The 25,315-nt window shown below is 44.8% G+C and carries 23 protein-coding genes and 5 pseudogenes; 14 read left to right on the forward strand and 14 right to left on the reverse strand.

Features of this window, described 5'->3' with window-relative positions; genetic code table 11:
- Positions 1-17: 17 nt before the first annotated feature.
- A complete protein-coding gene (locus V6N89_RS02425) occupies positions 18-440 on the reverse strand; it encodes a hypothetical protein (protein WP_338519962.1) in 423 nt (140 codons plus the stop codon).
- Between the two features lie 240 nt (positions 441-680).
- Here V6N89_RS02425 and V6N89_RS02430 point away from each other — a divergent pair, with 240 nt between their 5' ends.
- The 5 genes and pseudogenes from V6N89_RS02430 to V6N89_RS02450 all read left to right on the forward strand — a co-directional run bounded on the left by V6N89_RS02430 (position 681) and on the right by V6N89_RS02450 (position 5,632).
- On the forward strand, positions 681-1,859 hold the full coding sequence (locus V6N89_RS02430; RefSeq protein WP_338519964.1) for an aminotransferase class V-fold PLP-dependent enzyme: 1,179 nt from the start codon (positions 681-683) through the stop codon (positions 1,857-1,859).
- A gap of 12 nt (positions 1,860-1,871) precedes the next feature.
- Positions 1,872-2,054, forward strand: a complete 183-nt coding sequence (locus tag V6N89_RS02435) for a DUF2065 domain-containing protein (protein WP_338519965.1) — start codon at positions 1,872-1,874, stop codon at positions 2,052-2,054.
- Positions 2,055-2,279: 225 nt separating this feature from the next.
- Positions 2,280-3,579, forward strand: a pseudogene (locus V6N89_RS02440) (adenylosuccinate synthase).
- A gap of 216 nt (positions 3,580-3,795) precedes the next feature.
- Positions 3,796-5,204: pseudogene (locus V6N89_RS02445) on the forward strand (aldehyde dehydrogenase family protein).
- Between the two features lie 11 nt (positions 5,205-5,215).
- Complete coding sequence (locus tag V6N89_RS02450; protein ID WP_338519967.1) at positions 5,216-5,632, forward strand: VOC family protein; 417 nt, start codon at positions 5,216-5,218, stop codon at positions 5,630-5,632.
- A gap of 39 nt (positions 5,633-5,671) precedes the next feature.
- On the opposite strand, the gene V6N89_RS02455 is transcribed toward V6N89_RS02450, so the two are convergent.
- Positions 5,672-6,400: a PepSY domain-containing protein gene (locus V6N89_RS02455; protein ID WP_338519969.1), complete on the reverse strand. Its 729-nt coding sequence runs from the start codon at positions 6,398-6,400 to the stop codon at positions 5,672-5,674.
- Positions 6,401-6,515: 115 nt separating this feature from the next.
- On the opposite strand from V6N89_RS02455, the gene V6N89_RS02460 reads away from it, so the two are divergent.
- Entirely contained in the window at positions 6,516-6,986 is a 471-nt protein-coding gene (locus V6N89_RS02460; RefSeq protein ID WP_338519970.1) for an NYN domain-containing protein, read from the forward strand.
- A gap of 39 nt (positions 6,987-7,025) precedes the next feature.
- Here the strand turns inward: V6N89_RS02460 and ggt are convergent.
- The 4 genes and pseudogenes from ggt to V6N89_RS02480 all read right to left on the reverse strand — a co-directional run bounded on the left by ggt (position 7,026) and on the right by V6N89_RS02480 (position 10,456).
- Positions 7,026-8,528, reverse strand: a pseudogene (ggt, locus tag V6N89_RS02465) (gamma-glutamyltransferase).
- Positions 8,519-8,773: a hypothetical protein gene (locus V6N89_RS02470; RefSeq protein ID WP_346993358.1), complete on the reverse strand. Its 255-nt coding sequence runs from the start codon at positions 8,771-8,773 to the stop codon at positions 8,519-8,521. Before V6N89_RS02470 ends, ggt begins: the two are co-directional and overlap by 10 nt.
- A 60-nt stretch (positions 8,774-8,833) precedes the next feature.
- Positions 8,834-10,211: pseudogene (locus tag V6N89_RS02475) on the reverse strand (Na+/H+ antiporter NhaC family protein).
- 17 nt (positions 10,212-10,228) lie between these two features.
- Entirely contained in the window at positions 10,229-10,456 is a 228-nt protein-coding gene (locus tag V6N89_RS02480; RefSeq protein ID WP_338519972.1) for a hypothetical protein, read from the reverse strand.
- 1 nt (position 10,457) lies between these two features.
- Between V6N89_RS02480 and V6N89_RS02485 the strand changes: the two genes are divergently transcribed.
- From V6N89_RS02485 to V6N89_RS02500, 4 genes are read left to right on the forward strand one after another with little or no spacing between them, the layout of a single operon-like run.
- Positions 10,458-11,384 carry a glycoside hydrolase family 3 N-terminal domain-containing protein gene (locus tag V6N89_RS02485; RefSeq protein ID WP_346993359.1) on the forward strand — a complete coding sequence of 309 codons (927 nt, stop codon included), beginning with the start codon at positions 10,458-10,460 and terminating at the stop codon, positions 11,382-11,384.
- A gap of 8 nt (positions 11,385-11,392) precedes the next feature.
- The gene (locus V6N89_RS02490; RefSeq protein ID WP_346993360.1) at positions 11,393-11,494 is read left to right on the forward strand and encodes a hypothetical protein; all 102 of its coding nucleotides are present in this window, start codon (positions 11,393-11,395) and stop codon (positions 11,492-11,494) included.
- Positions 11,478-12,410 (forward strand): hypothetical protein, encoded by a 933-nt coding sequence (locus V6N89_RS02495; protein WP_346993361.1) that lies wholly within the window; start codon positions 11,478-11,480, stop codon positions 12,408-12,410. The genes V6N89_RS02490 and V6N89_RS02495 overlap by 17 nt, the downstream gene beginning before the upstream one ends.
- Before the next feature lie 54 nt (positions 12,411-12,464).
- The gene (locus tag V6N89_RS02500; RefSeq protein WP_346993362.1) at positions 12,465-13,529 is read left to right on the forward strand and encodes a mechanosensitive ion channel family protein; all 1,065 of its coding nucleotides are present in this window, start codon (positions 12,465-12,467) and stop codon (positions 13,527-13,529) included.
- 188 nt (positions 13,530-13,717) lie between these two features.
- Here V6N89_RS02500 and V6N89_RS02505 read toward each other — a convergent pair whose 3' ends face one another.
- Both V6N89_RS02505 and murQ read right to left on the reverse strand, forming a co-directional pair.
- Positions 13,718-15,112, reverse strand: coding sequence for an exo-beta-N-acetylmuramidase NamZ family protein (locus tag V6N89_RS02505; RefSeq protein WP_338519977.1), 1,395 nt, complete (start codon positions 15,110-15,112; stop codon positions 13,718-13,720).
- Positions 15,112-16,071 (reverse strand): N-acetylmuramic acid 6-phosphate etherase, encoded by a 960-nt coding sequence (gene murQ, locus V6N89_RS02510; RefSeq protein ID WP_346993363.1) that lies wholly within the window; start codon positions 16,069-16,071, stop codon positions 15,112-15,114. Before murQ ends, V6N89_RS02505 begins: the two co-directional genes overlap by 1 nt.
- A gap of 168 nt (positions 16,072-16,239) precedes the next feature.
- Here murQ and alr point away from each other — a divergent pair, with 168 nt between their 5' ends.
- Positions 16,240-17,316, forward strand: coding sequence for an alanine racemase (gene alr / locus V6N89_RS02515; RefSeq protein ID WP_338519979.1), 1,077 nt, complete (start codon positions 16,240-16,242; stop codon positions 17,314-17,316).
- 437 nt (positions 17,317-17,753) lie between these two features.
- Here the strand turns inward: alr and V6N89_RS02520 are convergent, their stop codons facing one another.
- The 4 genes from V6N89_RS02520 to V6N89_RS02535 all read right to left on the reverse strand — a co-directional run bounded on the left by V6N89_RS02520 (position 17,754) and on the right by V6N89_RS02535 (position 19,698).
- Positions 17,754-18,440 (reverse strand): YitT family protein, encoded by a 687-nt coding sequence (locus V6N89_RS02520; protein WP_346993364.1) that lies wholly within the window; start codon positions 18,438-18,440, stop codon positions 17,754-17,756.
- Positions 18,441-18,630: 190 nt separating this feature from the next.
- On the reverse strand, positions 18,631-18,942 hold the full coding sequence (locus V6N89_RS02525; protein ID WP_338519981.1) for a hypothetical protein: 312 nt from the start codon (positions 18,940-18,942) through the stop codon (positions 18,631-18,633).
- 34 nt (positions 18,943-18,976) lie between these two features.
- Complete coding sequence (locus V6N89_RS02530; RefSeq protein ID WP_338519982.1) at positions 18,977-19,363, reverse strand: VOC family protein; 387 nt, start codon at positions 19,361-19,363, stop codon at positions 18,977-18,979.
- Between the two features lie 62 nt (positions 19,364-19,425).
- Positions 19,426-19,698, reverse strand: coding sequence for a Rho-binding antiterminator (locus V6N89_RS02535; RefSeq protein ID WP_338519984.1), 273 nt, complete (start codon positions 19,696-19,698; stop codon positions 19,426-19,428).
- A 342-nt stretch (positions 19,699-20,040) separates the two neighbouring features.
- Here V6N89_RS02535 and V6N89_RS02540 point away from each other — a divergent pair, with 342 nt between their 5' ends.
- On the forward strand, positions 20,041-21,318 hold the full coding sequence (locus V6N89_RS02540) for an alginate export family protein (RefSeq protein WP_338519985.1): 1,278 nt from the start codon (positions 20,041-20,043) through the stop codon (positions 21,316-21,318).
- 158 nt (positions 21,319-21,476) lie between these two features.
- Positions 21,477-22,671 (forward strand): annotated as a pseudogene (locus tag V6N89_RS02545) (divalent metal cation transporter).
- Here the strand turns inward: V6N89_RS02545 and glyA are convergent.
- Positions 22,668-23,927 carry a serine hydroxymethyltransferase gene (glyA, locus tag V6N89_RS02550; RefSeq protein WP_338519986.1) on the reverse strand — a complete coding sequence of 420 codons (1,260 nt, stop codon included), beginning with the start codon at positions 23,925-23,927 and terminating at the stop codon, positions 22,668-22,670. The pseudogene V6N89_RS02545 and the gene glyA overlap by 4 nt on opposite strands.
- Before the next feature lie 177 nt (positions 23,928-24,104).
- Between glyA and V6N89_RS02555 the strand changes: the two genes are divergently transcribed.
- A complete protein-coding gene (locus V6N89_RS02555) occupies positions 24,105-24,962 on the forward strand; it encodes a LysR family transcriptional regulator (RefSeq protein ID WP_338519988.1) in 858 nt (285 codons plus the stop codon).
- On the opposite strand, the gene V6N89_RS02560 is transcribed toward V6N89_RS02555, so the two are convergent.
- Positions 24,959-25,288 carry a zinc ribbon domain-containing protein YjdM gene (locus tag V6N89_RS02560; protein ID WP_338519990.1) on the reverse strand — a complete coding sequence of 110 codons (330 nt, stop codon included), beginning with the start codon at positions 25,286-25,288 and terminating at the stop codon, positions 24,959-24,961. The two genes, V6N89_RS02555 and V6N89_RS02560, sit on opposite strands and share 4 nt — an antisense overlap.
- Positions 25,289-25,315: the final 27 nt, after the last annotated feature.

Below are 25,315 nucleotides of genomic sequence, written 5' to 3' on the forward strand. Positions count from 1 at the left end.
ATCGCGTTAGCGCTCAGTTAGCGTTCTATGGGTGAGTAGCCATCATTGTGCAGCCAGTTAAGCGCCTTAAAATAGGTTTCAAAGTACTCTCTTTCATACCCAACCACGTCAAACTCACGCTGTTTACCGGGGTGCGTCCGCTCAAGTTGAGCTCGCTTTACCATACCCGTGTCGAGCACGTACGCCGAACGACACAAACCACGCGTTATATTTACCTTTATCGCATCGGCCAGGCATGTTTGGCATTCCGGTGTTGCTAACACCCAGCGGCGGCCATCCATAAGGGCAGCCCAAGGACGATTGTCGAATTTTGCAATAAGCTCGTGCATCTCTTCAACAAACAGCTCTGTGGTACGTAAATTCCATGCGCCCGTGGCAAATACTTCAAGCATATTGCCTGAAATATCAAGAGAATAATTTCCGTATTTTGGAAAACGCATAAGTAACCTTTATAAGTCAAAAAGACCTTTCCGTATTCAAATTAATACGGCATATGTAATTGTATAGCAGACTTACTACGAATTGCAGTGAAAAAAGGTATAAGAAATGACACCTTTTGGGGTGGTCACTACAATTTACACTTTTACATTTTAGTTGGCGTTGGAATTCAATGCTAAACGGTGCGGCCTTTAATGAAATTTGATAGGGTTTACGCGGTTTACATTCGACGGTAATTGACCATGTCATATCAGCAGTTTTACTCAGGGTTTCTTTCAGCCAATTCACACAATCAACACTACGCCTGTCATAGCCACTACTTTTGGCCTGACTGTACGCGAGACGCCATGTTGGCTTACTGGGACGACAGTGCGAAATATGTCGACCATAAGTGGGGCTTTTTTTTCGAAACCTTGGTTCCAGAATTACAGAAGCGTATTAGCACATTGCTAAACACGGGAGCACCTGAACAAATAGTGTTTGCCCCCAATACTCACGAGCTGCTCTACAGAATTATGAGTTGCTTTGATATGACAAAACCGTTTAAAGTGGTATCGACAGACAGCGAGTTTCACAGCTTTCAGCGACAGGCGAGTCGTCTAGAAGAACAAGGCGCAATAGAGCTCATTACCGTAGCCACCCAGCCGTTTGCTACATTCTCAGCGCGAATGAAGGCGGCGATAGCCGAGCATGATCCACACCTCGTGTTTTTTAGTCAGGTATTCTTTAACTCAGGCTACGTCGTTGATGATGTAAGTGGCATTGTAAATAGCGTTTCAAATGACAATACGTTAATTGTCGTTGATGGCTACCACGGATTTATGGCTAAGCCGACTGACTTAAGTGATATTGCCCACCGTGCTTTTTATTTGGCTGGGAGTTATAAATACGCGCAAGCGGGCGAAGGGGCATGTTTTGCTCATGTTCCTTCGGGCTCCACACTTCGTCCCGCATATACTGGCTGGTTCGCAGAGTTCGGTCACCTTGACAAGCCGCGTAAAATTGCTGGAAAAGATGCGGTTCAGTACAGCCAGGATGGTATGCGGTTCGCGGGTGCGACGATGGACTTTACTGCTTTATATCGCCTGCGAGCGGTACTGCGCCTGTTTGAAGAAAATGACCTGACAGTTCAAAAGATTAATGATTACGTCATGCATATACAGCAGCAGTTTCTTAGTGAACTAGCAAAGCAAGACCACAGTGTACTGAACGAGACTAACTTAGTTGTAAAAGAAGCAAGTTGTCGAGGGCATTTTCTGACTTTTGAGTTACCAAATGCTGACGTTACGCAGGCTCTTGCCGCTTCATTAAAAGAAAAAGGAATACTCACAGACTCTCGCGGAAACAGGCTTCGCTTCGGCTTTGGGCTCTATCACACACCGGATTACATCAATCTAGGTGCACTTGGCGAAATAGATTAAGGGGAAGTGACAATGGAATGGTTACTTCCTGCATGTGCGCTAGTACTTATCATTGAAGGATTAGGGCCACTACTTTTCCCTAACAAATGGCGAAATTATCTACTACAGATTAGTCAGCAGCCGAGTAACCAGCTTCGTCAAATTGGCGGAACACTGGTTATAATCGGTGTGCTGTTATTTTTATATTTTACATAGCGTATAGACCATTTGTTCAGGTTCTTGAAAGACGGTAATTGGTAATACCTTTAAAATTAACGTGTTAGAGTTAACGATGCGGTTTTGAATCGATATTCTGCCGGACGGCCGTGCGAGCGCGCCTGAAAATAATCATAGATTCGTTGTATTTTTGTTCGAAAAGGGGGTGATCCTTGGGCAAGAATTTTGTAGAATCCCCGCCTAATTTTCTTACACATATGATTCATGGCAAAGAACGTTGTGGTACTCGGCACTCAATGGGGTGACGAGGGTAAAGGCAAGGTCGTAGACCTACTCACAGATCGCGCAAAATATGTTGTTCGCTACCAAGGCGGGCACAATGCAGGTCACACTCTAGTAATCGACGGTGAAAAAACCGTTCTTCACTTAATCCCATCAGGCATCCTTCGCGATAACGTTACCTGTATCATCGGTAACGGTGTTGTGCTTAGCCCTGACGCACTAATGAAAGAAATTACCATGCTTGAAGAGCGCGGTGTTCCAGTGCGCGAGCGATTGAAAATTAGTGAAGCATGTCCGCTTATTCTTCCTTACCACATTGCTCTTGACGTAGCGCGTGAGAAAGCGCGTGGCGCGAAAGCAATTGGTACGACAGGTCGTGGTATCGGACCAGCATACGAAGATAAAGTAGCGCGTCGCGGCCTGCGTGTTGGCGATTTATTCAACGCGGAAGACTTCGCGGCGAAGCTAAAAGAAGTGCTAGACGTACATAATTTCACGCTTACTCAATACTATGGTGCTGAAGCGGTAGACTTTGATGAAACATTAAAGTGTGCAATGGACGTTGCTGACATGCTTAAGGCGATGGTTGTTGATGTAACTGATGAGCTTGATAAAGCACACAATGCGGGCTTGCCGATCATGTTTGAAGGCGCACAAGGTACGCTTTTAGACATCGACCACGGTACATACCCTTATGTTACGTCGTCAAACACCACTGTGGGTGGTGTTGCAACAGGTGCTTAGCTTTGGCCCACTAAAACTAGACTACGTACTTGGTATTGTAAAAGCATACACGACACGCGTAGGGTCAGGTCCTTTCCCAACTGAACTTGAATGTGAAGTGGGTCAACACCTAGGTGTTAAAGGCCACGAGTTTGGTGCAACCACTGGCCGTAAACGCCGTACAGGTTGGTTTGATGCTGTAGCGATGAAGCGTGCGGTTCAAATCAACTCTATCACTGGTTTCTGCTTGACCAAGCTAGACGTACTTGATGGCCTTGAAAGCCTTCAAATTTGTGTTGGTTATAAAGACGCTGAAGGTAACGTAAAAGATGTACCTCCAATGGCTGCTGACGGTTACGAGAAAGTAACGCCGGTATATGAAGAAATGCCAGGTTGGTCAGATAACACCTTTGGTGTGACTGAGTTTGAAGGGCTTCCACAAGCTGCTAAAAACTACATTAAGCGCCTAGAAGAGCTTACTGGCGTGCCAATTGATATTGTTTCAACAGGTCCAGACAGAAACGAAACGATTGTATTGCGCCACCCTTACGACGCGTAACGATTAGTTTTCGACAACTATTTTAAAGCCCAGCATTTGCTGGGCTTTTTGTTTTATATCTATGAAAAACAAGCGCCAACAGCGCAAAAGGTGCGTAGAACGCACTCATGTCTTAAACATTAATTAACAATTTAGTTGCGTTGACACACAACATCCCTATTAATATAAGATACCAGTAAATTGTTTCGCGCTTGTTTAAGCTATTGGAGCCTTCTTATGCCAAACAGACCTTCTCTTCATGCAGTGGAATCGGGTATTTGTTTTATTGATACTGTAGAAAAGCTGAATAACAGCTTCATTACGGGCAAAACCCAATCGCTTGATTGGCGTAAAACACAGCTATTGGCATTAAAGCGAATGCTGGAGGAAAACCAGCACGACATTTTACAAGCTTTGAAGAAAGATCTCGGCAAATGTGAAACAGAGGCCATGGTAGCAGAGCAGGGGTTTTTGTTGTCTGACATCGACCATACGCTCAAGCACCTCGATAAATGGGTAAAACCTCGAAAAGTGTCTACACCCATGGTGGCGTGGCCGGGTAAAAGTTTTCAACAGCCAGAGCCACTGGGCACGGTCTTAATCATTGGCGCGTGGAACTACCCGCTACAGCTATTACTCGCACCTTATATTGCTGCACTTGCGGCAGGAAATTGTGCGGTACTTAAACCATCTGAGTTAGCAGCAGAGACGTCTTCTCTTATTGCCAAACTAATTCCGCAATATATGGATGCGTCTTGTGTTGAAGTGATTGAAGGCGGTAAAGACGAATCCACGGCATTACTGGCATGTAAATGGGATCATATCTTTTACACAGGCGGCGAAGCTGTCGGTAAAATTGTTATGAGTGCAGCCGCAAGGCACCTAACACCTCAGTCACGCTAGAACTAGGTGGAAAGAGTCCATGTTTTGTCGACAAAAGTACTAACTTAAGTGTTACCGCAAGACGCCTTGTATGGGGTAAATGGATGAATGCCGGGCAAACCTGCATTGCACCGGATTACGTCATTGTCGAAAAGGGCTTTGAGCATAAGCTTATTGATGCCATCAAAAAAGAGCTTAAAAAGCAGTATGGCAAGAACCCTATGGCATCACGAGACTACGGTAATATTATCAATCACCGCCACTTCAAACGCCTAGAAAGCTATCTCGATAGAGTGAATGTGGTTTATGGTGGAGAGCTTGACGAAGCGCGCCCGGCAATGTCGCCAACGCTGGTATTGGAGCCATCGTTAGACAGCCCTGTGATGAAAGAAGAAATTTTCGGCCCCATTCTGCCTATAGTCACCGTTAATAGTATTGATGAGGGGATTGCCTTTGTTAACGACCGTCCGAAACCACTGGCGCTGTATGCATTCAGTGATAGCGACGACGTGCTTGACCATATTATCAATCGCACCAGTTCAGGCAGCGTATGTACCAACGATACGATGATGTTTATGACCAACCCTGAGCTTCCTTTCGGTGGTGTGGGCAATAGCGGTATGGGCAGTTACCACGGGCGCCATGGCTTTGATACGTTTAGTCATTTAAAAACCGTTATGAAGCGTTCATTTGCGCTTGATGTACCGTTTAGATACGCGCCATTTTCAAAGCTAAAGCTTTCACTACTTAAGAAGTTTCTATAAAAGGAATTGTTATGCCACAGCCGTTTCATTTGGCTATTCCCGTCACTAATTTGGACGACGCGAATGCGTTTTATGGTGAATTACTCGGGTGTAAAAAGGGCCGTAGCGATACTCAGTGGATAGATTGGAATTTCTTTGGCCACCAGCTTGTCACGCACTGTGTCGAGCAAATGCCTTCATCGCCTTCGCATAACGGTGTTGATAACCACGCAGTACCTGTACCTCATTTTGGGGTGGTATTGTCTATGGATGATTGGCAAACCTTAGCGACAAAACTTGAGGCGGCCAACGTCAATTTTGTCATTGCGCCTTATGTTCGCTTTAAGGGGCAAACTGGCGAGCAAGCAACGATGTTTTTTGAAGATCCGTTCGGCAATGCACTGGAGTTTAAAGCTTTTGCGAACATAGAGCAGTTATTTGCCGTTTAACGCTTTATGCACGCCGAAACGCATTCATCGCTGTTTAATCTACAGCGATTGTCTTGTAAAAATGCTGCGACGTCGGCGAGGGCGAAAGCGGTGATATAGCAGCACAATACCCGTTAACGTGAATAATAATGCGCTGGCTGAAAAGCCTATCAGCAGTGGGCTGTTAAAATTACTGCGGTCTTTGTAATCCATAATGTGGAGCATCCACATAAAGTCAAATAGCCGCCAGGTGTCTGTTCGTACACGTTGTACGGCACCGGTGTTTGGGTCTAGATAAAAACGCGTGCCGTTGTCATCGTCAAAAGCTATTTGCCAAAGAGGCGGGGCTAGATTTTGTACTTCCTGTGGCAGTTCACTAATAAGCACACTTTCTTTTAACGTGCCTTCTCCCTGATATTGCTTGCTCGCCAGTGCGCTAATGGTCTCTTTGTCGATAGGAGCGATACGCAAACCATCAAGTGCACTGTAGCGATACACTTTGCCAAGATCGCGAACTTCATAAACTGGGTAGCTACTTAATGCGTCGACTTGTTGGTGCAACCGATAGGTCATCGCTATCGACGCTTTTTCACTATGTTGGCTTAAAATAGTAGAGGGGCTAACGGCAGCATTGTGCCACGCGGTATTAATGTTTGTGCGTAAGTGACTCCCTCGTACTTCCTCAATGGGCAAGTACGCCATAACCAAACCACTGAGAAACCACAGACCTATTTGAATACACAAGATAAGGCCCAAGTAATTATGAAGCGCACGCATAAACTTGTTCATTGTTTTTGTCTTATTGTTATTGTTGTATAGCACTATCTATACAAGCAGAATGACTCGTATTCCGCAACTTTTAAAGGCATTATGCGTGTCGCTATTGCTTTAGGGATCAAATAACGTGAAAAATGCACTTGTGTTAGTCGATGTGCAAAATGTCTACTATACCTGTCGTCAGGCATACAAACGTAACTTCAACTACAACCTATTTTGGCGAACTGTTAGTGAGAGCAGTGACATCGATAAAGCTTTTGCCTACGCAATAGATAGAGGGGATAACAAGCAGCGCGAGTTTCAAAATATTCTTCGCGCTATTGGTTTTGAGGTCAAGCTCAAACCCTTTATCCAACGAAGCGATGGTTCGGCTAAAGGCGATTGGGATGTAGGAATAACGGTCGATGCGCTTGAACACGCCGATAGCGTCGATGAGGTTATTCTTGTGTCGGGCGATGGTGATTTTGATATTTTGGTAGACGCGTTAAAAAGTAAAGGTAAAACGGTCAAGGTGTACGGCGTCCCCACATTAACCGCTGACAGCCTAAAAAATGTAGCGTCGAAGTTTGTCGCTATAGAGTCTGCGCTGTTGTTGTAAAGCGCGCAGACCGTTTATTTCAAATAGCGGTGGTTTTTATTAATGGTGAGTGCTCTCTTCCACGCTCTCTACTATGCTTTTTCCTCTGCCGCTTCGCTCGGAGGCAGCCTCAAGACCTGTTGACGTTTTCTTTATGAGGTGAACATCACCAAAACGACGATTATCAATGGTATAGCCAAGTGCCTCTAGGCCCTTGATAGTTTCTTCATTAAAGCCGTCGTGCATGCGTATGGTGTCTTTGGGTAGAAGCTGGTGGTGAAAACGTGGTGTATTCACTGATGCTTCAGCACTCATATCGAATAAAATTGCGTTTAACAGCGATTGTGTTACTGAGGATATTATTGTGGTACCACCCGGTGAACCTGTAACTAATACTACGTTCCCATCTTTAGTTACAAGCGTAGGCGTCATTGAAGAGAGCATGCGCTTGTATGGGGCAATGGCGTTTGCTTCACCACCTACCGCACCAAAGAAGTTGGGAACCCCAGGCTTGGCGCTAAAATCGTCCATTTCATCATTTAATAAAAAGCCCGCTCCTGTTACCACGACACCACTGCCAAAAGTCAGGTTGATAGTGGTGGTATTGGCGACGGCATTCCCCCATTTGTCCATGACTGAAAAGTGCGTGGTATCTTCACTTTCTATAAGACCGGGTTTAATAGCTGGGGTATCGGAAATACGCTTGGGGTTTACTTCCGTTGCGCGCGCTGAAATATAATCTGGGGCGGTTAGCGCTTCAACGGGCACGCTCACAAAATCAGGATCGCCCATGTATTCTGCTCTATCTGCAAACACGCGCTTACCTATTTCAGACATTAGATGAATGTATTCAGGGGTGTTTTGTTGTGGCAGGGCATTCGCTTCGCTAAATGCTTCTAACATGCCAATCCACTGCGCAACGGCAACACCACCAGAGCTAGGTGGTGGCGCGGTAACAAGCTGGTACCCTTGCCAACTAAGGTGAAGCGGGCTTCGCCACACTGCCTTATACGCTAATAAGTCTTCATGGGTAATTAGTCCGCCGTTTTGCTGCATAAAGTTAACAATGTGTTTAGCAACGTCACCCTTATAAAAGCCATCTTGTCCGTTTTCCTGAATGGCCAACAGGGTCCTTGCTAACTCAGGCTGTTTAAACAGCGTACCTGTTTTTGCTTGTCCGAAGTAATCGGCAAAGTTGCTGGTTAGCCCTCTTTTTTTGTTCGCGCAATATAACGCTCAATGTTGTTTGCCAGCTTCTCATGCACAACAAAGCCGTTTTGTGCAAGGTCGACCGCTCAGTGCAAGCAGTCGCTGCCAACTTAATGTGCCGTATTTTTTGTGGGCTGCCCACATGCCCGCCACCGTTCCTGGAATGCCTGACGCTTTGGCGCCAAACAGGAGTTCATAGGTTTTGACATTACCGGCATCGTCAAGATACATATCGCGTTGTGCAGCAGCAGGGGCCATTTCGCGATAGTCTAAGAAATCAGTTGTGTCTTCGAACTTTATTGTCATAAAGCCCCCACCGCCAACATTTCCTGCCTCTGGCAGCGTTACCGCCAAAACAAATTGTGCAGTAATGGCAGCGTCAATGGCGTTACCCCCTCTCTTAACACTTGCATCGCAGCGTCTGCACTATAACTATCAGGCATGGCTACTGCTTGTTCATTTAGGCTGGCGGGCACAGCAGATTCAAAGGACGTAGTATGCGTTGCCTTAGTCGTAGCCGACTGAGTGCAGGCCGTAACCGCACTCAGTGCAAAAAGCAGAATAAGTGAAGTAATACTTTTAGTTGTCCGTTTTGTCATATAAATCTCCATTAAATGCGATCCCCCCAGTTCCGAATAAAAGGTTACAGGCTGCGCGCATCAGCCAAGCATGAGAATGCTGGCAATAAAGTACGCCACTAACGTCAGCGCCCCGGCAAACAGGGCGTAAGGAAATTGTGTCTTAACGTGCGTTAATACATCGCAATAAGCTGCAAGAGACGATACCGCAGTGGTGTCTGAAATAGGGGAGCAGTGATCACCGAAAATGCCGCCGCCTAAAATAGCGCCAATCACAAGCGATGGCGGTAGACCAAGGCTTTGGATAAGCGGAACACCAATGGGAATTAGAATGGCAAATGTGCCCCACGATGTCCCTGTTGTGAAGGACATAATGGCACCTGCAATAAACAGCATAGGGACAATAAGTACAAGTGGCAGGTATTCACCAACAATGCCTAAGCAACAAACACGCCCGTTCCCAAAACTTTTAAGCTATTGCCAAGCGTTAGTGACAGTAAAACAATGGTGACCAAGGGAAGCAACTCTCCCATGCCCTTAAAGCCTATTTCCACTGCCTGCTGATGAGTAAAACGTTTGTGAAATAACAGTAACCCGTAAGCAATAGCCGTGGAGAGTGCTGTGGCATAAAGTACTGACTTGCTGCCACTGCCTTCAGAGAGGACGCCGTTGCCTGTCCAAAACATAAAGCCGACCATGCTGAGTACCATAACCAGCAAAGGGACCAACATAAATCGCGCTTTGGTTGCAGGCTCTGCTACGTGCGTGGCTTCGGTCGAAGACATAGCATGCTCTTCTTCTTGCATGGGGCCATGCACTTTGTCTGCTGAAATGGTGTAGGCGACAATAAGCAGCGTAAAAATGGCGTAGAAGTTAAAAAAGACGCTGCCCCATAAAATAGATGCTGAAGAAGCGGGTAACTCATACGCGTCAAGCAAGCTTAAAATAAATGCGCCCCAACCATTCAGTAAAATCAAAATGCAGACAGGTGCACTGGTCGAGTCAATAATATAAGCCAGTCTTGCTCGGCTCATACCAAAACGGTCAAACAGCCCTCGAGCGAAGATCCCGGCAGTAAGCACACTGAGGTTTGATTCAATGAAAACAGCAACCCCGGTAAACATTGTCAAGCCACCTACTTGTCTACGGCTCTTAGCAACACCTTTGTTTACAAGATAGTTAACGGTAGCTGTCACGCCGCCAGAATCACGTATAAAAGCGAGCAAGGCGCCAACTAACACCGAGAAGATCAACACTCGCGTGTTGCCTGGGCTTGAAGCCGTATCTACCACGCGCTCAATGGCGTTGATTGGGGCTAAATAGCTTTGTGTTATATCGCCATTAACGAGAATAAGTGCTTCTGCACACAGTACGGCAAGCGCCAGCGCCAGAATGACTTCCTTTTTCCAAAATACAACGACAATGGCGACCAAGGGGGGATGACTGACATCCAATCCATACTTCTTTCCAATCTTGTTATGAGTGTGCTGTTAAACGGGCTTGGCTATGTGCGCCAAACAACAGTGTGATGTTAGAGAGTCGGCGCATTTCAGGGTTATCCGAGCAGTTCATTATCCCAGAATGTACCGATTTGTGGTAGCGTACCGTATTGTGCGTTGTGTTACCAAGGATAAGATCAACATTGCAATTTCCAATTCGTATTAAGCCCTTAAGGTTTTCTTTTTTCTTTTGTTTTTCGCTCATTATGTTTGCTGGTTTTGCACATGTAACCGCTGCACAAACATTGAATGTAGACGCTGAAAAGCAAACGCTTCAGTTCAATCAACAAGAAAGTGAATTTGCGTTATTTCGAGATAAACTGGGTCAAAAAGTCATTCTTGATTTTCGCTATTTTTGCCAAGACAACACGACGTCTTCTGCGTGCAAAACGCCCATGACCTCGGCACCTGATGAATTAAAGACACTGCTAAGCACGCAGAATATTGGTGGGGTGATACTGTTCTCAGAGAATATCGTAGATGCGAAGCAAGTCATCTCGTTAAATTACGCATTGCAAGAACACATGGTAACAAACGGGCGTTCACCGCTTTTTATTGCCGTTGATCAAGAAGGGGGACGGGTAGCCAGAATGCCTCCCTCAATACTTGCGCCGTTTGCTGGCAATATGGCCATTGGGGCAACCTATCATAAACACGGCACCGCATTTGCTAAAAATGTTGCCGAGCACATTGGGCACACGTTGCTACCTTTAGGCATCAATACTAACTTTGCGCCGTCTGTCGACGTTAACAGCGAGCCGAAAAACCCTGTTATTAATATTCGCAGTTTCTCTGAAAACCCGCTTCATGTTAGCGCTTTGGGGCAAGCATTTGTTGGCGCGCTGCAAAATGCAGGGGTACTCAGCGCGATAAAACATTTTCCAGGACATGGAGATACGCATGTAGATAGTCACAGCGGCCTACCAAAGGTTGCGCACCCTAAAACTAAAGCATTGGCTACCGACGTTCTTCCTTTTGCCAACATCATTAACAGTACTTCAGCCCCTGCAATGGTAATGAGTGCTCATATTCAATATCCCTCGCTTGATGATACAACGCTGATTGACAAAAATGGTGTTCAACAAGTTGTACGCAAGCAACATTGTCAAAACGAATTCTCACTGAGCTCCTAAGAAATCAATTGGGATACGATGGGCTGGTGGTGACCGACGCGTTAGACATGGCGGGTATAGCTCAGTTTTTTACACAAGAAGAAGCTATGGTTCGTGCCTTTAATGCTTGATGCCGACATTGCCTTAATGCCTTTTATCATTCGAAATAAGCAGGATATTGCGCGCTTTATACAGCTTCTCGATAACGTTGCCAAAACACTTTATTCGCAAAAAGAGAGTAGGGCTGTGCAGCGGGCATCTTTCGCGCGTATTGCAAAAACTAAACAGCGCTTTCAACTAGAACGATTTGTATCAAAGCCTGTTACATGGTGGATTGATGAAGCAGAAGAAAACCAAGACATTAATGAACCTCAGTCACTAAGACGTAAAGGAAATCAACTGAAGAAAGCGCTTTCCAAGGCATCGGTCTCAGTGCTTTATGGAAAGTCATACCTGCCATTAACCTCTCGTCGATTTTTAACTCTCATGCCGGATGCAGCTCGTTGTCTGGCCTTTGAAAACGCACTTTTAACGCGATTTGCTAATAATGAGAAAGCGCTTTCTCATTTTCAGTTTGCCTGCTTGCCAATGGTCGAATTACCCAGTATTTCTTTAGTGAAAAAGTTAATTAACGATACCGATGTACTCGTGGTTGGTGATATCACACCACGGCATGCAACTTATGAACTCGGTGGCTTAGATAGTGTGCAAAATCTGAAACACCGTGCCACACAAACACAGCTTCATACATTTATGAAAGAAGTAATGGGCTATGCTAAAGCTAGAGGGAAGACGGTTGTGTTCGCGCCACTACGTATGCCTTATGTCGCAATGTCTATGCAGCCATATGCAGATATTGCCATTGCAACACATAGTTATGTTATTGAAAAAAATAGTACTGCAGAGAATGACGTAACTTTGGCAAAAGGGCGCGCCCAAGCGTTGCTTGTGGTGACGAGCGAAGTGCTTAATGCGCTTGCTAAAGTGATAGTGGGTGAGATTCAAGGGCAAGGACGCTCTCCTGTCACACTCACTCAATCTAATTAACATGTTGAAATTGCGTTAATTTTACAACATTGATTAAAAATTAAGGAACGTTTTATGGAAGAGGTTTTTTCGCTTTCAGCATTGCTAAATGAAATGAAAGCGTTCCTGCCTTTGGCTATAGCGTTGGTATTTGTGATAGCAACGCTATCGGCGCTGCACTATATGTTGCTTGGCAAACAACGTCACCTGTCTAGCGAACAAAAGCTGCCTCGACAAATAACAATGCTTGTCTCAACGGTAGTTGGAGCCGTAGTCATTGCCATGGCACTGCTTATTAGTGAAAGCACTCGTAACCAAGTTATCGCGCTAATTGGTGTGCTTATTTCTGGTGTCATCGCGTTTTCCTCTACCACCATGGTGGGCAACGTGATGGTAGGCCTTGTACTTCGAGTAAATCGGCCCTTTAAAGTGGGTGATTTTATCAAAGTCGATGGGTACATCGGCCGGGTTACTGAAATGGGGTTGCTCGACACAGAGGTTCAAACTGAAAGCAGGGAACTCATTTCTTTTGCAAATACACTCATGGTAAATACCCCCGTAACCGTCACCCGCGCATCAGGGGCAATTGTGAGCGTTGATATAAGCTTAGGATATGACATTCATCACAGCGTGATAGAAAAGCACCTCATTGATGCCGCTCATAACGCAAAGCTTACTGAGCCTTTTGTACAAGTGATATCTTTGGGTGACTTTTCTGTCAGCTATCGAATAGCGGGTTTATTACTTGAGGTAAAAAGTCTTCTAAGTGCTAGGTCTCGGCTTCATAAGTGTGTGTTGGACGCGCTTCATAATAACGATATTGAAATAGTCTCTCCTGGCTTTATTAATCAGCGACCGCAACCAGACGGTGTAAAAATGATTGCCAAGACACCACAAGCATTAAGTAGCGACAGTGACGTATCCCCCTCTCCTGAAGACGTTATTTTTGACAAAGCCGAAGATGCTGAAAAACACGAAAAAAGCAAAGCCGCAATAGCCGAGTCGTTGGTCTCGATAGAAGCTGCACTTAGCAGTGCTGACGGCAACGAGAAAGACTTACTTAAGACCCAAAAAGCCAAACTTGAGCAAGACTTGGCGAACTTGGTTCAACAAAAACACGACGAAGATGAAAAAGGTTAGTTTTTATTACTCCATTTTTTTATTGGCTTTTATTGATAGTGGGTACTTGCTATTTGTTTTTTTTCGAATTTGGTTCTAGAAATGATACGTCAAATACGAAGTTAAATTTTTAGTATGTAAGTGCTTACTCAAATTTTTGATATGCTCTAACATCGTTCTAGAATACGCCGACCAACATAGATGTTTTTTCACTCAGGATAAAGCAAATAGGGCTGTCTTTGAGCCTTGAAACGTACGAGGTTTTCCTGCCATGACTGGCGAATTTGCTCAGCAGATTTTCCATCTTCTATCATTTTTCTTAAGCGGTTAGTACCCGCTAACTTATCGAAAAATTCCGGGCGTGTGAAAAAGTTAATATCGTCTTTCTTGTTCATTTTGAATAGACGATATGTGGCAATCAGCAACTCTAAATCTAACCCCGATAGAGTATGATCAAAGTGCATTAATGGTGCATTCTTATCATTCATTGAAACCTTATCTGCGCTAAAACTGTGTGCAAATAACGTGGCGTTTTCATGTTTTGGATAAGGGGCTGCATCATTGGCCGAAACCGAGATTGACGATTGACCTAATTCAATTAAAGGGTGGCCTACAAGCTGAAAAGGAAAGTCTGTACCGCGCCCAATACTCACATCGGTACCTTCGAAGAAACATAGCGTGGGGTAAAACTGAATGGCAGCATCGTTCGGCAAATTTGGGCTAGGTGCAACTGGTAGTGAATAAATAACATCACGTGAATAATCTGCGATGGGGACAACGGTAAGCGAAGCACGGGTTTCTTTTGGCGCATCAATCCACATTTCTCCAACTATCATTTGCGCCAATTCACCTAGTGTCATGCCGTGTAATACGGGAATGGGATGCATACCCACAAATGACGAGAAGGTTGGTTCTAAAACTGGACCATCAACAAATCGCCCATTCGGGTTTGGCCTGTCTAGTACCACCACATCGATATCATGAGCGAAGGCTGCTTCAATGACATAGTGTAGCGTACTTAAGTATGTATAAAACCGAACGCCAACATCTTGTATGTCGAATACCACGACATCGATATCTTGCAGCATGGCTGATGTTGGTTTTTTGGTTTTGCCATACAGTGAGTGAATAGGAAGGCCAGTTTTGCTATCCACGGTATTGGTTATTTTTTCTCCCGCGCCTTTGTCACCTCTAAACCCGTGTTCTGGTGACATAATTGCGCGCACATTGACACCGCGTTGCAGTAGCGCATCAAGCAGGTGAACTGAACGCCCCTTTTCAACCTGTTTACTTTCACTTGAAGAGGGTAACGGCACAAGTGCGCTCTGATTGACCACTAACGCTACGCGCTTGTTTTCCAATAACGGCAAATAGTGCTCAAAACGCTGTGCACCCACTGAAAACGTATGAGAGGAATTGTGTGGTGAAGCAGAGACCTTAAGTGAGGGATTAGCGCCCTCATTGTGTAAACTAAAAACGCTGCAACTGACAAACGCCAGTGCCATTAAGGGTATAGTCAGCAGTGTTTTTACACGTTGTTTGATATTCGCCCTAACAGTAAATTGCAACGTATACCTCAATATCTTGCTTGTAGTATTCATCATTAACGCGGGCTTTGGGCTTTTTTATCAGCGGCTGAGCGCAAAAAACCTTGGTGATCATTAAGTTGCTTTTCGGCTTGAGCTGCACTTACGCCTGTCAGAATCATCAAAATGGCTGTTTTTGCTTTGTTTTTGCTGTCGACTAGCGCTTGCTTCGCTGTCGACTCATCACATTGGGTGGCTTGCATAACAATGCGCAGTGCCCTGGCTTTCAGCTTTTCATTTGTTGCATTAACGTCCACCATCAAGTTTTCAAAGGTTTTTCCCAGCTTGATCATGGTAGTGGTACTTATCATATTAAGCACCATCTTTTGTGCAGTACCCGACTTCATCCGTGTACTTCCTGTTAATGCCTCGGGGCCGACAATTGGGCAAATAGCCGCATCGGCATCAGCAAAAATAGCGGCGTTTGGACTGCACGCCAGTGCACCAGTAAAGCAGCCTTGTGTACGAGCATAGTGAAGCGCACCGCTGACATACGGTGTGCGTCCGCTGGCAGAAATGCCTACAACGGTGTCATGTGAGGATAGTGCAATTGCTTTTAGGTCATCACGACCCGCTTCAACGTTGTCTTCAGCACCTTCTATAGCATGTTGAATAGCTTTTTCACCGCCGGCGATTATTCCTACTACCATTGAATCAGGCACACTAAAAGTTGGGCGACATTCCACGGCATCCAAAATACCAAGCCTGCCACTGGTACCCGCTCCAATGTAGATAAGCCGTCCACCTTTTTGGATGCTCTTTGTTGCCGCATCAACAACGCTGGCAATGGCACTTAATTGAGACTTAACAGCGTCTGCCACTTTAGCGTCTTCATCATTAATACGTTGCAATATACCGGTTGTGGAAAGGGTATCTATGTCTAGCGTATCAGGGTTTCTGCCTTCAGAAATAATGCGATTTAATGCATGTGCAAGTGAATGTGTGGTGTCGTTTGCCGATGTCGAAGTTGATGACATAGAAAGCCCTAGTGCATTGCTTGGAGTAAAATCGCAAGCATAGCGATATTTTTTACAACAAGAAACAAACGACGCTCGTTGCCACGCCAAAATGCACGTTTTTCATAAACTCATGATACAATTTGGCTTTGTTTATTTTCTTATTCTTTTTCGGGAAACGAGTTTTCTGTGAGTCGTCAAACGCAAGCTATTATTCACGCCGACGCGCTATTGCACAATTTTAAGCAACTGTCTGCTCGAGCGCCGACAAGCCAGTCTATGGCGGTGGTGAAAGCCGATGCGTATGGACATGGCGCGGTAAACGTTGCGCGAATATTACAGCACGTTTCCTCTCGGTTTGCGGTGGCAATTATCGAAGAAGCTATTGCCCTTCGTGATGCTGGGATAACTGCGCCAATTGTGGTGCTAGAAGGTGCACACCAGGCCAAAGAGTGCCAAATGGCGTTTCAGCATAATTGCATCTTGGTGATGCATTGTGAAGCACAACTACAATGGCTAGATGCATGTCCAAAAGAGATGCGACCGCATATTTGGTTGAAATCAGACAGCGGTATGCACCGTCTTGGGTTTGCGCTCGATGATATGCCCAACATTGTTGAGCGTTACCAGCACCTGTTAAGTGATGAAACGGTTATCGCGACACACTTTGCCTGTGCCGATGATGTTGATAACGCTTTTACCCAACGCCAACTAGACGCGTTTGAAAAGGTTGTTTTACCGCTTAATTTTCCATTGAGCCTCGCAAATTCGCCAGCCACGGTGAACTGGCAAGATAGCCATGCGAAATGGAATAGACTTGGCCTTGGTGTTTATGGGGGCAAGGTGTCATCTATCGACGTTAGCGATATGCCTCTTATGCCAGCCATGACCCTGCGAGCAAGTATTTTGGCCGTAAGAGATGTGCCTCAAGGCGAGGGAGTCGGTTATGGTCAAACATGGACTGCATCAAAGCCCAGTCGAATTGCAACGGTCGGGATAGGCTATGCAGACGGATATCCAAGGCACTGTCCAAACGGCACTCCAGTCATGGTGCGAGGGCAGAGAGCGCAACTTGTTGGCCGCGTTTCTATGGATATGATCACCATTGACGTGACCGACATTGCAAATGTGACTATTGGTGACATGGTCGAATTGTGGGGTGAGCATGTTGCTATAGACGAGGTGGCAAAGTGTGCAGGCACGATTGACTATGAACTCATGACGCGGGTGTCACAACGCGTGCCAAGAATTGTTAAATATCTTTAGTGCAAAGCGGAAATTCATAGTGCAGGCTTGGCAGTATTATAAAAAGCACTATCTTTCAAAAGACTAGCTGTACCGTGCCAATGTGGCCCCCCTCTATATACATTTTTATCTAGCACTATTCACCAAAAGAATGAGACTTACCCCTAGTGTTTGGGTCTATACTGTTGATGTTTTGATGCGGGATTGCGGTGAATGTGTCACCTACAACTGCACAAGACAAACTCATAAGTGAGGTTTGTATGCGTACTTCGTTTTCTCGCCCTAGAGTAAATCGTGGAGTAGTAAGTCGACCGTCTAGACCAGTGCAGAAAAAGCAATAGATATTGGTTTTCGACAGCAAAGAAATACAAATAAGCGTTATCAATTAGAGATATAAAAAAAAGCCCGGTTGTCGCGTAATGCGTAACCGGGCTTTTTATTAGTGTGCCATATGGCTATTAGCCATTTTGTGGATGCATATCACCATCGATTTCGTCATGGTGATGTGACGTTTCAGCCTGAACCTTTGCCTGTTCTTTTTCTTCTTGTACCGGGAAGTAACGTTCTGGGCGGTGGTTCAGTGAAATCACCATGTTTAAACAAAACGCTGCCAATATAGAAATAAGCACAAGGTGCCACTGTATGAAAAATAGGGCGCAAAGTAATATGCAAGTGTCGACCGTTAATTGAAACGAGCCCGCACGTACGTTAAATCGCTGTTGAAGGTAAAATGCCATAATCCCCACACCACCCAAGCTTGAGCTGTGACGGAACATGATTAGCATGCCCACGCCAATCAAAATACCGCCGAAAACCGCGGCAAAAAAAGGATTTACATGGCTAATATCAACAAACGCGGGAATTTGCTCAGTTAATACAGAGACGGTAGTCACTGAAATAAACGTGTTTAAGGTAAATCGCTTGCTAATCTGCGTCCATGCCAGCGCATAAAACGGCAAATTAATAAGGAAAAATAACAGACCGAAATTCATGTCAAAAGCGTACGTGCCAAGCAACGCTAAGCCTGCAGCACCGCCAACCATTAAATCTTGTGATTGAAATAGAAAAACGCCAAACGCAACAAACAAGCTAGCGCTTACTAGGGCGAAAACATCCTCGATGACACTGTGTTTGGTTTTTTGCATAAGAAGACAATTGCGTTGAGAAGACACAATGTAATTATACGTTTACAGCACAACAACTTACAGTTTGACGGAAAGTAAAACAGACTGGCGAAATGGCACATGGTAAGTCTGCCTTTACGACTTTTAGCAGGGCAGTGAATAAGGTGTTGCCGTGATGTAAACGTTGCACCAAAAGAGTTCGTTTTTGCCACTACTCGACAATCGAAAACACCACGATATCTTGTTTATTGAACTCGACACTGCATTGCATATATCCCAAATGAAGTGGGCTATATGCTTCTATTTTACTGCCATTGGCAATAAACGTGGTGTCCCATAGTAGTAATTCGGCAGTGCCTAACTGACGCAAAACGCTTTTTTTAGAAACACCTGGCGTGAAATTATCGCACAGATAGATAACTTCTTTGCGTGCTTCAATCCAATAAAACGTGGTCGTGATCAAAAGCGCGATGGCTGCGATAGCCACAATGTCAGCAATGATTGAACGTTTCATGGCCTGCACGTTATGACTCCCTTAGCCAAGTTGAACTTGTGTGTTATGCATTTTGAATGAGATCCCATTTATTGCCATAGCAGTCTTCAAAAATGGCCACTATGCCGTACACCTCTTCACGCGGTGTCTCAAGAAATTTAACGCCTTTCGCCGTAAACTGCTTATGGTCGCGCCAAAAATCATCAGTGTTAAGAATAAGAAACACCTTCCCCGCCGCTTGACGACCAACGAGTAGTTTTTCTTCATCTGATTTTGCTTTTGCCAGCAGTAAGCTTGTATTCCCACCTTTAGGCGTTACCAAAACAAAACGGTTGTCTTCGCCGTTCGTTTTATCTTCGGTAAGCGTAAAACCAAGAACTTCTGTGAAGTAGTTGATAGAGTTGTCGTAATCATCGACAAAAAAGGTAACAGCTGAAACGTTTTTGGTCATATACTACTCAATAAAACAAGAAGAGCTAAGTTGGTCAGCACTCTATCGCAGCGGGCTTTTTATTAAAAGTACACTTCGCTGAAATGCGGGTTTTCTGTGACTGCAACAAGCTTAACCAAGTTACACAACACAATGGTTTGTAGGTTTTCATCGTTTTGTGTTTTGACCAATAAGCACTCTTGAGCGCCTGAGTCGAATTGGACAATACCCGTATTCATGGCTTGTCCTTCAACTTCATCACCGTTTTTAAATACCGCTTTCACGTGTAATTTATACATACACGCAATTTCAACATAATCATAAAGCTGACAGGCAATTGTATTTGATTTATCCATTTGGCAAATGATCTTTTTGTTAGGGTTGATAAGTTTGCATAACGCGCAATAAGCGCATTGCATGAGTAGCGACTTTTCGCGAACTTTGGAGTGTGCACAGCACATGAAAACAACAAGGCACTTAAACAAAAACATACTCATACAGTGTAGAGTGCGTTACATCGAAAGGGTTCCCCACAGGTTTTAAGTACAGCAGAGTGACTTATGCGTTTTCAGTTTGAATAAAAAACAACATATCACCAGCGCTATTTTCAACAAACCTCTATATACTGCACGACTTTTCGTCGTTTATTTTGGGTTTAAATGCGTCGCACTTTTTGTTTGTTGTTTCTAAGCGCAGTCATGGTTAGTTTGTCATGCGTGGTGAAAGCCGACGACTCTCTCACAGTTGATGTGTCGGGCTCTTTTCGTGTTCGCTACGAAGCATTAAATAACCCCATATTTCCCACACAGATGTCATTGCGTGAAAAGAGCAACCAGCGGTTATCGACCCGCCTTATTGTAAATGCCGACTTATCATACAAAAACTTCGGTGCGACGTTAGACATAAGAGACTCGCGTGCGTTTTTGGATGACAACGACCCTACGTTAACGTCAAGTCAGGTCAATACACGTGAACCCGTACAGCTCTTCGTTACTTATAAGCCCCTCAATGCGCGTGGAAGTGAAAACAACGCTAATGCGTTGGGACACATTTCGCTTATAAAAATGGGAAGAATGGAGCTGGATTACGGCAGCCGACGCTTATTGGCAAAGGCAATTTATCGCAATGCAACCAATAGTTACGATGGGGTAGTGGTACAGGGTAGTCTTGCCAACTGGCGAGTAGATGGTCTTTATATTTTGCCCGTTTCACGGTTTCCAAATGACAGCGCAAGTTTAGATAACAATACGCGTGCATTCGATAAAAGCTTTAGCGAACGAAAACTATTTGGGTTGTATGCAGCATCAAATGACAACGCCATAAAGTTGCAAAGCTACTGGTTTAAAGAGGATGACAGTGAATCACTTGCTACAAGAAACCGTGATTTATTCACGTTTTCAGTTGATTACACAGCGAATTTCTCTAATGGATGGCGAGCTAATACCGAAATTATCGGGCAATTAGGCAGTGCCCACGAAACGGCAGCGTCAAACGATACGCTTGATAAAGACGTTCGCGCCTATTTGCTATTCGCTTACATAGGTAAAAAAATTAATTACCATACCTTTTTGCGCGCTGAATTTGATTTTATTAGCGGTGACAACGACAGCACCGATAACACTATTTCAAATTTTGACAGCCTATATGGTGTAAGACGTTTCGATTTTGGGCCTACAGACGTTTATCAAGGACTATTGCGCAGAAACTTAAAAACCGCTGGTCTTCGCAGTGTATCGACGCCAACAGCTCAGCACAATATCATGTTGGGTTACAAAGCTTATTGGTATCAAAAAGCCCCTCAAGATGTGGACAGCTTTATAGGTCACCAGGTAGAAGCAAGATGGCGTTATCAGATATTGCCAGAATTAAGGCTATCACTGGGCGGTGCATACCTGTTTAAAGGAGATGGATTTGCTCGCGGTGATTATAGCGACAACAGCGCATTTTTATTTACAGGTGCGCTATATACCTTCTAGTTACCCTTGGTAAGCGGCTTTTCTGGCTGCGTTTTACCTGATAAGGTGACTTCTTACTTTGTCATTATCTTCAAGAGGTTACCTTGCAGTCCCACGTTAACTTGTCGTTGTATGCGCGATGTGTCGCGTGGTTGAAACTGTTGGGCCCCGGTGTGCTTATGGCAACGGCTGCCGTTGGAGGAAGTCATTTGGTGGCATCCACTCAGGCAGGAGCCAAGTTTGGGTGGCAGCTAGCGTTGCTAATACTGCTGGTTAATTTACTCAAATACCCCTTTTTTCGCGCAGGGGTAAGTTACACCATCAGCACTAGGAAAACCTTGCAGCAAGGTTATCTGAAAATGGGCAAGCGCTACTTGAGCTTAGCGCTTGGGCTAAATAGTATCGCTTCTGTGGTTAATTCGGCGGCTTTGCTGCTCTTTTCTGCAAGCTTACTTTCTTATTTTGTGCCGTTTGATATCGCGATAACCATGTCGTGTGCCGCGGTTTTAGCACTAATTTTATTAATTTTGTTAGCTGGCCATTTTGAGGGGCTAGACAACATCGCGAAAGCCATTATGGGCGTTCTAGTCGTGGCGACCGTTGCCGTTTTTATTGTGGCGCTTATCAATCATAACCCTGCTAGTGCGCTTAGCCAACCCGCCTTCCCCCTACGCTATCGCCAGTTTAGGTTTTCTTGTTGTTACCATGGGATGGATGCCTGCTCCCATTGAAATATCGTCTATAACGTCACTATGGCTAAAACGACAGTGTGCGACGTCCGCGGTTACCCCAAAAACGGCGCTTTTTGACTTTAATTTGGGCTATGGTGTCACAGCACTTTTAGCGCTGCTGTTCTTGGGGTTAGGGGCACTTATTTTGTACGGTAGTGGTACCGAGCTAAGTACAAGTGGCATAGGCTTTTCTCATCAGCTTATTAGTATGTACTCATCAACAATTGGAGAGTGGGCGCATTGGCTGATTGCGCTGGTGGCATTTCTTTGTATTTTTGGCTCGGCACTTACCGTGTATGACGGGTACGCGAGAGTAGTGGCTGAGGCAATTAGCCTTTTATTAAAGAACGATAAAAGCAAAAGAAATGCGTTGGTTACGCCTGTCCTTCTTATTATGGCGTTGGTGAGCTTTATCATCGTGATGTTTTTCAAGTCGTCGCTACTGGCCATGTTGGGGTTTGCGATGACTTTGGCGTTTGTCACAACACCAATGTTTGCTTGGTTAAATCACAAGTTAGTTAAGCAAACGACACTTCACCCTGATGCAGCACCAAGTAAGGGAATACAAGCCCTAAGTTACCTAGGGCTTGTTTATCTGTTTGGGTTTTTGTTGGTCTTTATTGGTTGGAAGTGGTTTGGTTAGCGTGTTGTATAAACCGGTCGTGCTGCAGTCATGCTTGCTACGCCGTCTTTTACACGTGCCACTACTGCACCGTCATTAGGTGACTCAAGTACGTCACAAATCCAGCCTGCCAACTGCGCGCAGTCTTCTTGCGAAAAGTTTCTAGACGTGACCGCAGGTGTACCAATGCGTATACCGCTTGTTACGAACGGCGATTGAGGGTCGTTAGGTACCGTATTCTTGTTAACTGTAATGTTTACGCTGTTAAGAATAGCGTCAGCTTCTTTTCCAGTTAGTCCTTTATTAATTAGGCTTAGCAAAAACATGTGGTTGTCGGTGCCATTAGACACCACCTCAAAACCACGTTGCATGAAAACGTCTGCCATAGCACGCGCATTCGTTACAACTTGCTTTTGATAGATTCTGAATTCCGCTGACATAGCCTCTTTAAATGCAACTGCTTTAGCTGCAATAACATGCATTAACGGTCCACCTTGAATACCTGGGAAAATTAAAGAATTAAATTTCTTTTCAAGCTCTGGGTTAGACTTACACATAATAAGGCCGCCGCGAGGTCCGCGTAGCGTCTTATGGGTAGTGGTAGTCACTACGTGGGCAGCATTGATTGGTGAGGGGTAAACGCCAGCTGCAACCAAACCTGCCACGTGTGCCATATCAACAAGTAAGTAAGCGCCTACACTGTCTGCAATATCTCTAAAACGTTGCCAATCTACAATACGAGAGTACGCAGAAAAGCCAGCTACAATCATTTTAGGTTGATGTGTTTGCGCAAGCTCTAAAACCTGATCGTAGTCAATTTCACCCGTGTCGGTGTTTAGTCCATATTGTATGGCGTTATATAATTTGCCGGAAAAATTTGGCTTAGCGCCGTGTGTAAGGTGTCCACCGTGATCTAAGCTTAAACCCAAAATGGTGTCACCTGGGTTAAGTAAAGCCATGTACACCGCGGTATTGGCTTGTGATCCTGAATGCGGTTGTACGTTAACGTAATCGGCTTCAAACAACGCTTTTGCTCTATCAATGGCAAGCTGCTCTACCTTATCTACCGCTTCACAACCGCCGTAGTAACGCTTTGCCGGGTAACCCTCTGCGTATTTATTGGTAAGCTGGCTTCCTTGGGCCTGCATAACAGCAACGCTGGTGTAGTTCTCTGAGGCAATCAGTTCTATGTGGTGTTCTTGACGAATATCTTCTTCAGCAATAAAACCAGCGATATCCGGATCGATATCATTCAGGGTGTGGTTAAGGTTATTCATTCTTGCTCCCGTGTACTATGGTGCGCTGACGATTAACTTATAAATAGGGTTTTGCGGTCACTGCGCACGCGTTGTTGTGTTATTTGATAGTAGAAGTGGTAAAAGAATAAATAAAATTAATAAAAAATATGGCATCATAATTTTATTAAATGAGTATATTTTGAACGTGTGTAGCCTATGAAAAATTTGTCCATCGACTTTTTGCGATCTTTTGTGATTATTGCCCAAACAGGCAGCTATACGCAGTGCGCAGAGCAGTTGCAGCGCACACAACCTGCCATAAGCCTCCAAATTAAAAAATTAGAGGAGATGGTGGGTGAAAAACTTTTCTCCCGAGACAAAAATAAGTTATCGCTTACCGTTGCTGGCAGCAAGTTGCTGGCATATGGTGAGAAGATTGTGGCATTGAACGATCAAGCCATGGCTGAATTTGGCAAACCGCAAGTAACGGGGAACATAAAGCTTGGTATACCAAGCGAGTTCTCTACCATACTTATGCCTAAAATCATCCGAAGATTTACCCAAACCTACCCAGAAATATCGTTAGAAGTACACTGTGCGTTAAGTAAAGACTTACTTAGTGAGCCGCTTAAAAGTCAATTTGATTTGATTTTGTCTTTGCAAGAAACACCTGACCCTCAACAAGACGGCTACATCACGACAGATCAGTTGGTTTGGGTGGGGAGTCAGCGATTTGTGAATAGCATTCCAAGCAAGCTACCTCTGATTGCTGCGCCAAATCCGTGTACCTACAGAAAGCGAGCCATAAATTTGCTAACAGCGGCAAAGAAACCCTGGCAGGTGGTTTATACGATAGCTGACTTGAATGGTATTCAGACGGCGATCAACGAAGGGTTGGGAATAACGGTATTGGCAAAAAGCTCAGTGCCACCGGGTTTGCATATATTGCCGAGTTCAGCTGAGTTACCTGAACTCGGTCATATGGGCGTGTGTTTGGTTAATCCACAAAAGGTATCTTCGAAAGCCATTAGTTTGCTTGCCGATACCATTATAAATGAAGTGGCTAACTGCTAGGCCTTTTTAACAAACTGTGCCGTAAGCATCATCTCGCCTGCGCCATCAACTTTACAGTCAAGTTGGTGGTCTTTGCCTTCTTTAACGTGGCGAATTACGGCCTTTGTACCAATTTTAAGAATAAGTGAGCTGCCTTTTACTTTCAGATCTTTCGCCAGCGTAACTTTGTCACCTGCTACTAAAGGGGTGCCGTTTGCGTCATTGGCTGACACCTCTTCTTCTACGTCATTGGGGTTCCACTCATGACCGCACTCAGGGCAAATTAGTAAGGCTTGATCTTCATAAACATATTCTGATTGGCAATGAGGGCATGGAGGTAACGACATAATATTTTCTCAATAGCGGTGCAAGCG

This window comes from Alteromonas gracilis (assembly GCF_036870955.2).
GTDB lineage: Bacteria > Pseudomonadota > Gammaproteobacteria > Enterobacterales > Alteromonadaceae > Alteromonas > Alteromonas gracilis_A.